The organism is Leptolyngbya sp. FACHB-36, from assembly GCF_014695955.1.
Lineage (GTDB): Bacteria > Cyanobacteriota > Cyanobacteriia > Leptolyngbyales > Leptolyngbyaceae > FACHB-36.
In genome coordinates this window covers 1-5,940 of record NZ_JACJPG010000529.1, presented here as the reverse complement: position 1 = coordinate 5,940, position 5,940 = coordinate 1, and the positions used below count along the sequence as shown (strand labels likewise).

At 53.0% G+C, this 5,940-nt stretch carries 8 protein-coding genes and 1 pseudogene; 7 read left to right on the top strand and 2 right to left on the bottom strand.

All coding sequences use genetic code 11. The annotated features are described in order from the left end of the window. The 7 genes and pseudogenes from H6F43_RS15265 to H6F43_RS15235 all read left to right on the top strand — a co-directional run. Nucleotides 1-255 (top strand): annotated as a pseudogene (locus tag H6F43_RS15265) (acetyl-CoA carboxylase carboxyl transferase subunit beta); the annotation flags it as partial. Nucleotides 256-568: 313 nt separating this feature from the next. Continuing rightward, nucleotides 569-1,060: a photosystem II cytochrome c-550 gene (gene psbV / locus H6F43_RS15260; protein WP_190343586.1), complete on the top strand. Its 492-nt coding sequence runs from the start codon at nt 569-571 to the stop codon at nt 1,058-1,060. Nucleotides 1,061-1,233: 173 nt separating this feature from the next. Next, complete coding sequence (gene psbV2 / locus H6F43_RS15255) at nt 1,234-1,734, top strand: photosystem II cytochrome PsbV2 (protein ID WP_190343585.1); 501 nt, start codon at nt 1,234-1,236, stop codon at nt 1,732-1,734. An 81-nt stretch (nt 1,735-1,815) separates the two neighbouring features. After that, entirely contained in the window at nt 1,816-2,235 is a 420-nt protein-coding gene (petE, locus tag H6F43_RS15250) for a plastocyanin (protein ID WP_190343584.1), read from the top strand. A 141-nt stretch (nt 2,236-2,376) separates the two neighbouring features. Further along, the gene (gene petJ, locus H6F43_RS15245) at nt 2,377-2,709 is read left to right on the top strand and encodes a cytochrome c6 PetJ (RefSeq protein ID WP_199290373.1); all 333 of its coding nucleotides are present in this window, start codon (nt 2,377-2,379) and stop codon (nt 2,707-2,709) included. Nucleotides 2,710-2,865: 156 nt separating this feature from the next. After that, complete coding sequence (locus H6F43_RS15240; RefSeq protein ID WP_190343583.1) at nt 2,866-3,576, top strand: rhomboid family intramembrane serine protease; 711 nt, start codon at nt 2,866-2,868, stop codon at nt 3,574-3,576. 47 nt (nt 3,577-3,623) lie between these two features. Continuing rightward, the gene (locus H6F43_RS15235; protein ID WP_190343582.1) at nt 3,624-3,992 is read left to right on the top strand and encodes a Dethiobiotin synthetase; all 369 of its coding nucleotides are present in this window, start codon (nt 3,624-3,626) and stop codon (nt 3,990-3,992) included. Here the strand turns inward: H6F43_RS15235 and H6F43_RS15230 are convergent. Then, complete coding sequence (locus tag H6F43_RS15230; RefSeq protein ID WP_190343581.1) at nt 3,961-4,497, bottom strand: hypothetical protein; 537 nt, start codon at nt 4,495-4,497, stop codon at nt 3,961-3,963. The genes H6F43_RS15235 and H6F43_RS15230 overlap by 32 nt on opposite strands. A 9-nt stretch (nt 4,498-4,506) precedes the next feature. Beyond that, nucleotides 4,507-5,940: DHHA1 domain-containing protein (locus tag H6F43_RS15225; protein WP_242025649.1), on the bottom strand; the 1,434-nt coding region annotated here is incomplete at its 5' end.

The following is a 5,940-nucleotide window of genomic DNA, read 5'->3' as shown; positions in this document are numbered from 1 at the left end:
GAGCCGAAAGCGACGATCGGGTTTGCCGGACGTCGCGTGGTCGAGCAAACCCTGCACGAAAAACTCCCTGATGGCTTCCAAACCGCCGAGTATTTGCTGCAGCACGGCTTCGTAGACGCAATTGTGCCGCGCACGCAGTTGAAAAAAACGCTGGCACAGCTGATCCGCCTGCACCAACCTGTGCCGACCGCGTCTCCACTGCCCGTGTCCCAGTTGCCTACGGTGCGATCGTTCAGCGCGGTAAGACCCGACTAGTCGGTAGAGGAATTCAAAATTTCGAATTTCGAAATTTTGAATTCCTATCTGATCCCCACTCTCCAAATTTCTCTCAGAGCAACGACTTCACGGGTGGAAAGGCAGCCAGTGAATTCGCTTGGGAAAGGGCACGCTCAGTGGCATGATATTGGTATCGAAAAAACTCAATCCAACTGGATGGCGTAGCCACTATGGGGTTTGCCGAAGCTGGAACTAACTTGGCGTGACGCTTTCCCGATCGCAGTATCCAGGTTTCGTCGATTGAGTCAACCGTCCATAAAAATCGATATACCCGAATCACCCAAGGAGAACCATGCTTAAAAGATACATTTGGCTCGCGGTAGCCACTGTATTTTTCGCCTTTCAGATGTTGGTTGGCAGTGTCGCGGCGGCTGAACTTGACGCCGGAACGCGCACGGTCCCGCTGAATGAATCTGGCGATCCCCTTACCCTCAGCTTGAAGCAGGTAAAAGAAGGCAAGCGCCTGTTTCAGTACGCCTGCGCTCAGTGCCATGCTGGCGGTGTTACTAAAACCGATCCGAATGTGGGTTTAGACCCCGAAGCGCTATCGTTAGCAACGCCGCCGCGCAACAGCATTGATTCGCTGGTGGACTACATGGAAGACCCCACTAGCTACGATGGAGCTGAGTCGATCGCGGAAATGCACCCCAGCCTCAAGAGCAAAGACACGTACCCAGAAATGCGGAACCTGACTAAGGACGATCTGGTGGCGATCGCGGGACACATCCTGCTTCAGCCGAAAGTGGTGGGCGCCAAGTGGGGCGGCGGCAAGATCTACTACTAAAGATAGTGAATTAAAGGAGCAGATTTTGTGGGGTAGCATCCTGTCGGTCTCTGACAGCAAGTATCCTACTTAGTTGAATCCGTGCTCCTGAGTAGGGCAACGTCAGTCGCTTGAAGATAGCTAACAGCGATTAGCTAATTGCTGTTAGCTACTATTGTTTATCCGGTTTGTTAATGCTGCACCGCTTGGCTTCACGCTTGCTGATTTTGGCTTTGCTTCTCTGCTTACTCTGGATACCGTTTAGCCAACCTGCGTGGGCAGCGGTCGATTCCTACGTGACGCGCTATTTGAAGGTAACAGAGCCAGTTCCGCTTGAGATGGACCACCAGGGAGACACGCGCTTGTTTTCCTTGGAGGAGCTGTCGGCGGGTAAACAGTTGTTCGAGCGAAACTGCTTGAACTGCCATGTGGGAGGCGCAACGCTACCTGACCCAACGGTATCTCTGTCGCTGTCAGACTTAAAGGGCGCAACGCCACGACGTGACACGATCGCCGGACTCGTCACTTACCTACGCCAGCCGATGACCTACGATGGCAGCGAAGAAACGGTATGGTGTCGGGAAGTGCCGGAAAGCTGGCTCTCGCAGGCACAAATCGAGAATTTAGCCGGATTTATTCTCCGTGCAGCGCAAACCGCGCCGGGTTGGGGTAAAGAAACCTTTCAAGACCAGTAAGAGAAACCCTTTGAGAAGTTTGACAGCTTGTCAAAGATTTGGTCTAAGATCTGAAGAGTAGACATATTTTTCACAAACGCTATGAAACTGCTTGCTTCGGTTACGAAAAGCTTTTACGTGATGCTGTTCACCGCGCTACTCGTGGTTGGCAGCTTTGCATTGTCGATCGCCCCTGCATCGGCAGACACCGTCACCGTTAAGATGGGCGGTGACAATGGAATGCTGGTGTTTCAGCCTGCCAACGTTACCGTTAAGCCTGGTGACACGGTAAAGTGGGTGATCAACAAAGTGCCTCCTCACAATGTGGTGTTCGATGACAAGACCATTCCGGGTCAGGACAAAGCGCTAGCGAAGTCGCTATCTCACCCTGCTCTGGAAATGACCCCCGGTAAAGAGATTGAGCTAACCGTTCCCAAAGATTTAGCACCCGGTGAGTACAGCTACTACTGTGCTCCTCACCGTAGTGCGGGCATGGTTGGTAAAATCACTGTTGAGGGTTAATCACTCGGTTGAATCTCTTAATCGACTAACGGTTAATTGCTTCAGGTTCTCCTCGTTTTGCTGAGCTATTAAAGACGCCTTGAGCGATCGCTTGCGCGTGGTCTTGTTTATGTGCCCACCTTCGCTATGAGGAGAACCCCGTTGAGAAAATTGTTAGCTATTGTTTTGCTGACGATTGTTTTCGTTGCTACCGCCTTCACTCCATCTGCTCGATCGGCTAATTTGGTCAGTGGTGCGAAGCTGTTCACTGCAAACTGTTCAGCTTGCCACATGGGCGGCAGTAACGTCATCATTGCAAACAAGACGCTGAAAAAAGAGGCGCTAGAGAAGTACAGCATGGATTCTTTAGAAGCCATCAGGACTCAGATTATAAAGGGAAAGAATGCGATGCCTGCTTTTGGACACCGTCTGAGTGAAACTCAGATCGAGGATGTCGCTTCCTATGTCTTAGGACAGGCTGAAAAAGGCTGGTAAACGTCTATCCCAACTCATTTAAGTCAACTATTTCCCCTCTAGATGCAGAGGGGTTTTTTGTGTACAGAGCAACTTGAACAAAATCTGTCTCCAGATCAACGTGCATTTCCTCTAGGATTCGGTATATTCCTGTTAACCGATTCAAAGGAAAATTTAGTGGTTCCTCTTCGTGACAACAATCCAGTTACGATTACGCCTTACGTTACCTACGCGCTGATTGCAGCGAACGTTCTAGTATTTCTATACGAATTGAGCTTAACGCCAGATCAGCTAGAGCAGTTTTTCCGAGTTTGGGCAGTCGTTCCAAGAGAATTGACCGCCAGTCTTTCTGGAACGCTACCCAATCAACCGCTTCCTGAATGGATCACTCTATTTAGTTCGCAGTTCTTACACGGCGGCTTTCTGCACGTGGCTGGAAATATGCTGTTCCTTTGGATTTTTGGCAACAACGTTGAAGATCGCTTGGGACATGTCAAGTATTTAATCTTCTATCTTGCTTGTGGTGCGTTGGCAGCGCTAACACAGTGGTTTTTCTCGTCTGGCTCGGCAGTGCCCTCGCTAGGGGCAAGCGGTGCGATCGCAGGTGTCATGGGAGCATATATTCTCCGCTTCCCGAAAGCCGAAGTGTTGACGCTAATTCCGCTGTTTATCTTCATTACCACCGTTCGGATTCCAGCAGTTTTCTTTCTGGGCTTCTGGTTTTTGCAGCAGGCATTTTACGGCGTTGCCAGTTTGGAAGCCCCTGCAAATATTGGTATGGAAGGCGGCGGTGTTGCTTACTGGGCGCACGCAGGCGGGTTTGTTTTTGGCGCAATTCTGGGTCCGCTACTGGGGCTGTTTTCTGCCTCTCGAACGGCAGAGTCCTGATGAGCAAAATTGGAGTATAACGGTACCGCCGTGATCCCATTTTGCGTGTGAATTACCAAACTGCTCGTCACTTACTAATCTGTCAGGGAATGGCAGCTGAGCCGGATGATCTCCTGTGCCGCCTGAGGCAGAAAGTTCCACCCATTCCCGGTCAAATAACCACCATTTTGCTGGCGCTAAAGGTTGTAGACGATCGCCTACAATCTGCTACGGAAATAGAGCGAGAATTAGCGTGTTCGCTCTATCTGCTGGCAAGCGAAAGTCGGCAACAGTTCGATCTGGGGCGACGATCAGGAGTCGCGTGGCCCCCGCTGCTCGATGAAGACTTAGGGCGCATTGCTGCTGGCGTCCGGCAAATCTTTCTGGGAACGCGGCAGACTGCCGCTATGGGCGGCGCAATTCAGCCTCTAGCTTAGGCAAATCGTCTCGTAGAAACACCGTGACTTTGCCCATGTAGGCAAATCCATCGGGTCGTTTGGCGATCTCTAGCCAGTAGGCATAGCGATCGCCCTCGCGCACCTCGCCCTGCATCCCACTGTCGCGATCTGGATAGGTGTAGACGAGGGTTGCCTGACGATAGTCTTGATGGACGATCGGTCCGTAGATAATGCGCAGCGCTTCTTCGAGACGACCGCGACTGACCCCACGAACCAGATTCGTCAAGGAGAACTCTTCAGCTCGAATGACGCCTTGAGGTGCAGATGCTCTACCTACCGGCATGAGGGAAGCTTGAAACGTAAATCGCTGGGCAGGCGTATGGCTTTTACGAACCAGCAGGGTTTCATAGGGGGCGGGCTGCAATGTCGGGTGCGTCCGAATCCACAGAGCAGCCTCTTTAGCCGTCTGACCTGGAAGCGCCTGCACTCGCCCTCCTATCAGCGTCAGTCCTAATCCCACGCCGACCAACCAAACTCGTTTCATCCCCACCTCTCATGCGTCAATTGGCGTCCGCTGCGTGATCGCTTGAATCGTCGCCAGCGGCACTTGGTAGAAGTATTGTCGTCGGAACTGTTCTTCTCTGACGGCATTAAAAAAACGATCAACGAACTGCCCGAATTCTGCATCTGGCTGACGCTCCTGCCAAGTCACGTGGAAGGCGTTCTCTGCATAGTCGAGGGAAAACCCAAGGGAGTTCAATGACTGGATGCCCAGTTGCAGCGCCCGATCGCCAATTCCCAGCTTGTTCAATAGCTGCTGCCGCGTTGCCGTGTATCCTGTGCGACTGAGATACTTTGCAATGCCGACGAGCGTTTGCCAGGTTTCCTGGACATTCGTCAGCGGTGGAGCCGAGTACGAGATCGCCAGCGGTCGTCGTTCTAGGCGCGATCGTCGGACCCACACCTGCAACTCTGCCCAGCTTCCTGGACACCGCTGAACCTGCAAAACCTCCGCAAACTCACCGTGTGGTTCTGCCTGCCCTCGCCAGTCCAAAATCGTCTCCGTCTGATCCCGCTCCTGCACGGTTGCCGACGGACGCACTGCAATCAACCGCACTTCATAGCGTCGCTTAAAGCTGTTGCTGTCTAGCTCCACAACGACATCGCAGCGTCCCTGAGGCAGATCCTCCTTGTAGTGCCCCCACCAAACTCCCGCAAACCCTTCTGATGCAGACTCATCCCACAGTTCAAACTCTGTCTTGATGTACTGCACCTGCCGCCCTTTCCAATCCTGAATCTTTTTGTTCCAGACCTGTTGAAACCAGCAATCTTGAATCAGCAGCCTGGGAACCGGATTGCCCATGCCGCACGGTTCCAGCAGCTTCAACGCTTGAAATAGCGGCTTGCCCAGCTCCGACACCGTCACGGCAAGATCGACGGGTAGCAGTGGCGCGGGGATTGTGCTCGATCGCTGTGCCATTCCTTGATTCACCGCATCGCGAAACAGCGGCAGATTTTCCACAGGCAGGCTCAAGCCTGCTGCATAAGGATGTCCGCCAAAGCGATGCAGCAGGTGCTCTTGATCCTTTACTAACTGGTACAGGTCGATTTGATTGGTCGACCGCGCCGAGCCACGGGCGATCGGTCCCTCGATGCTGAGCAAAATCGTGGGTCGCCCATGCTCCTGGGCAATCTGTCCAGCAACTAAACCCAGCACCCCCGGCTGCCACTGCTCGTCTGCCAGCACGATCGCGTGAGCGGTGGACAAATCAAGCTGGGCTAGTTTCGCCTGAACCTGTCGCAGCACATCGGCTTGCAGCGCTTTGCGGCGGGCGTTTGCTAACTCAGTCGCATCGGCTAAATGGGTGCAAAGGTGGGTGTCGCGGCTCGTCAACAGTTCAACGCAGAAGTGGGCATCGCCTTGAATGCGGCTAACTGCGTTGAGACGGGGACCAATGCCAAACGAAATATCCGTGGGACGATCGCC

Coding starts and splice junctions, on each gene's coding strand:
- H6F43_RS15230 (WP_190343581.1), bottom strand. CDS start 4,497: ATGAAACGAGTTTGGTTGGTCGGCGTGGGATTAGGACTGACGCTGATA.
- petE (WP_190343584.1), top strand. CDS start 1,816: ATGAAACTGCTTGCTTCGGTTACGAAAAGCTTTTACGTGATGCTGTTC.
- psbV (WP_190343586.1), top strand. CDS start 569: ATGCTTAAAAGATACATTTGGCTCGCGGTAGCCACTGTATTTTTCGCC.
- psbV2 (WP_190343585.1), top strand. CDS start 1,234: ATGCTGCACCGCTTGGCTTCACGCTTGCTGATTTTGGCTTTGCTTCTC.